We start from the raw sequence: 3,289 nt of genomic DNA, 5'->3' as shown, positions 1-3,289 counted from the left end.
GTACGGGGTGAGCGCACCCCGTACGGTCCCGGCCCCCGAAGCAACGCCCCGGTCCGCCGCGAATGTCCGCTCCGCTCTGACCGTCCGCCGCGAATGTCCGCTCCGCTCTGACCGTCCGCCGCGATTGTCCGCACCTGGGCTGTCCACCCCGGCCGTCCGCCCGCTTGTCCGCTCCGCCCCGGCCGTCCGCGGGCGTCGTCCGCGGCGCGTCGGCTGCCCTCGCCCTCAGCTGTCCCCGCCCGGACCCTCCGGCACCGAGAAGCCGACCGCGAACGACGCCGGGGACGCGGCCAGCCGGTGCTGCGGCAGCACCCCCGGGCCGCAGGACTGGCTGCCGATTCCCTGCTGCGCGTGGTCGAGATGCACCCAGATCCGCTCGCCCGCCCGCAGATCGGTGCCGTGGTCCGCCGCGTCCAGCTCCTCGGTGGTCCAGCGCCGGGCGGAGAACCAGAACGGCGGCTCGCCCGTCATCCGGATGCCCGTGCCGTCCCGCCGGCGCAGTTCGGCCCACCGCACGCCCTCCCGCGCCCCGTTCTCCTGCGGCCGGACGTACGGGGTCTGCATCGCGTCCACCGGCATCGCCCAGCGCCCGAGCCGCGACGCGGCCCGCGTGTCCGGGTACGCCTCGCCGGGACCGCCGCCGTACCACTCCGCCCGGTCCAGGGTGCCGGGCAGACCGAGCCGCAGCCCGAGCCGCGGCAGCGGGCAGGGCCAGTCGCCGAGCGGCTCCACGGACACCTCCAGCCGCAGCACCGCCCCGTCGGCCGTCCAGCGGTACGTCGTCGCCAGCGCCAGGTCCGTGGCGGCGGGCGCGACCCGTGAACGCACCACCAGGGCGCCGCCGCCGACGGTGACCTCGTCGGTCCGGTGCCGCATCCGGTGCAGGCCCAGCCGGCGCCACAGCGGGCCGAGCCGCAGGTCCGGCTGCCAGGGCGCGCCCTCGTCGTTGTCGGTCGGGGCCCGCCACACGTCCAGCCGCGGACCGGTGACCTCCAGTCCGCGCAGGCCGGTCAGCGTGCCGGTCGCCGCGTCGAACGTGCCGGGACCGAGCGGGACGGCCCGGCCCCCGTCCTCCCGCGGCCCGGCCGGGAACGCCGCGGCGGCGGGCCGGGCCGCGGGACGCGCGCCCGTCTCCGCGGCGACCGTCCCGGCCGGAATCTGGGCCCAGGCCACCTCGTGCCCGGCCCCGGCCCACGGCCCGTCCGCCGCGAGCACCGCCCGCACGGTCCACACCGCCTCACCCCAGCGGCCCCGGGCGGGCGGCGGCTCCGGCAGCTTCACCTCCGCGCTCTCGCCGGGCCCGAGCGGCGGCACGGTCAGCCCGCCCTCGGCGACGGGCACGCCCTCGACCGCGTACGCCCAGCGGAACGCGAGCGCCGACAGGTCGGCGAAGTCGTACCCGTTGCGGACGGTGAGGGTGTCCGCCGGTGCGCCGTCCGCCCCGGCAGCCGGCACCGCGCCGATCCGGACCGGCTCGATCACCTTCTTGTACTCGGTCAGCCCGGGGGAGGGCGTCCGGTCGGGGAACAGCAGCCCGTCGCAGACGAAGTTGCCGTCGTGCAGCTCCTCGCCGAAGTCCCCGCCGTACGCGTACCAGCGTGTCCCGTCGGGGGCGCGCCGGGCGATGCCGTGGTCGATCCACTCCCAGACGAAGCCGCCCTGGCAGCGCTCGTACGTCTCGTACAGCCGCTGGTACTCGCTCAGCCCGCCGGGGCCGTTGCCCATGGCGTGCGCGTACTCGCAGTGGACGAACGGCAGCGAGCGGCGGCGCGCGTCCTGCTCCGGCGTGCCCCGTTCCGGTTCCGCGCGGCGCCCGATCAGTTCGACCTCCTCGTGCGGGAGGTACATCCGGGAGTAGACGTCCACGTCCGCGCAGGACGGATCGCCCTCGTAGTGCAGCGGCCGGGACGGGTCGAGTGCACGGATCCGGCGGGCCATCGCGCTCAGCCCGCGGCCCGTGCCGCACTCGTTGCCCAGCGACCACATGATGACCGACGGGTGGTTCCGGTCCCGTCCGACCATGCGTTCCGCCCGGTCGAGCAGGGCCGGGGTCCAGCGGTCGTCGTCCACCGGGTTGCCGCGCCAGTCCACCGCGTGGAAGCCGTGCGTCTCCAGGTCGCACTCGTCGACGACGTACAGGCCCAGTTCGTCGCAGAGGTCGAGGAAGGCGGGATGCGGCGGATAGTGGCTGGTGCGCACGGCGTTGATGTTGTGCTGCTTCATCAGCCGCACGTCCTCGGCCATGGTCCGCCGGTCCACGGCCCTGCCGTGCTCGGGATGGAACTCGTGCCGGTTGACACCGCGGAACAGCACCCGGCGCCCGTTGACCTTCAGCACCCCGTCCGCCACGGCGACCGTGCGGAAGCCGATGCGCAGCGGCACGCGCTCACCACCGGAGCCGGGGGCGGCCGGATCCGCGGACGTCACAAGCTCGCCCTCGTACAGCCGCGGCACCTCCGCCGACCACGGTTCGACGGGGACGGTCGCCGCTTCGCCCGTCGCCAGGTCCAGCCCCAGCTCCGGCACCCTGACCCGGCCGCCGGGCTCGCTGTCGACCCGCAGGGTGCCGGTTCCGCCGGTGTGGTCGTACGCGGCGTGCACCCGGAAGTCGCGCACCGCGCCCGGCGGCCGGTGCTCCAGCGTGACCTCCCGGAAGATGCCCGGCAGCCACCACTGGTCCTGGTCCTCCAGATAGCTTCCCGCCGACCACTGGTGCACCCGCACGGCGAGCACATTGCCCCGGCGGCGCAGCGGCCCCTCCCCGTCGGCACGGCCGAGGGCGAACTCGTGCGGCAGCCGGCTGCCCTGGAACCAGCCCAGCTCCCGCCCGTTGAGCCACACCCGCGCGCAGGACTCGACGCCCTCGAAGCGCAGCAGGACGTCCCCGCCCCAGTCCGCCGCCAGGTCGAACACCACCCGGTGGTCCCCGGTCGGGTTCTCGTCCGGCACCCGCGGCGGGTCCAGCGGGAAGGGGTACGGGGTGTTGGTGTAGGCGGGCGCGCCGTGTCCGTGCAGCACCCAGTGGGACGGCACCGGCAGCCGGTCCCAGCCGGAGTCGTCGTACTCCGGACGCGCGAACGAGTCGTCCACGGCCGCCGCCGACGGCGACAGCCGGAAGCGCCAGTGGCCGCCGAGCCGCTGCCGGGACGCGTCGGGCACGTCGTACCGGGCGCGCGGCGGCAGGGTGCCGCTGCCGGGAGAGACGTCCTCGTAGTACGGCAGTGCGGCGTCGTCCCCAGAGTTGCTCATGCGTCTCCTCGGTGAACCCGGTGATCCCTCGAACGATCCC

The 3,289-nt window shown here is 75.6% G+C and carries 1 protein-coding gene; it reads right to left on the bottom strand.

Annotated elements, in window-relative coordinates:
- Positions 1–225: 225 nt before the first annotated feature.
- The gene (locus GCU69_RS02890; RefSeq protein ID WP_156205043.1) at positions 226–3,249 is read right to left on the bottom strand and encodes a glycoside hydrolase family 2 TIM barrel-domain containing protein; all 3,024 of its coding nucleotides are present in this window, start codon (positions 3,247–3,249) and stop codon (positions 226–228) included.
- Between the last annotated feature and the right edge of the window lie 40 nt (positions 3,250–3,289).

This window comes from Streptomyces lycii, from assembly GCF_009735685.1.
In the GTDB taxonomy this organism is placed as follows: Bacteria; Actinomycetota; Actinomycetes; order Streptomycetales; family Streptomycetaceae; genus Streptomyces; species Streptomyces lycii.
The sequence above is the reverse complement of the archived record's forward strand: the minus strand, read 5'-3'. Positions and strand labels throughout refer to the sequence as shown.

What these genes read in the sequence shown, in the direction of transcription:
- GCU69_RS02890 (WP_156205043.1), bottom strand. Translation starts at nt 3,249, where the DNA reads ATGAGCAACTCTGGGGACGACGCCGCACTGCCGTACTACGAGGACGTC.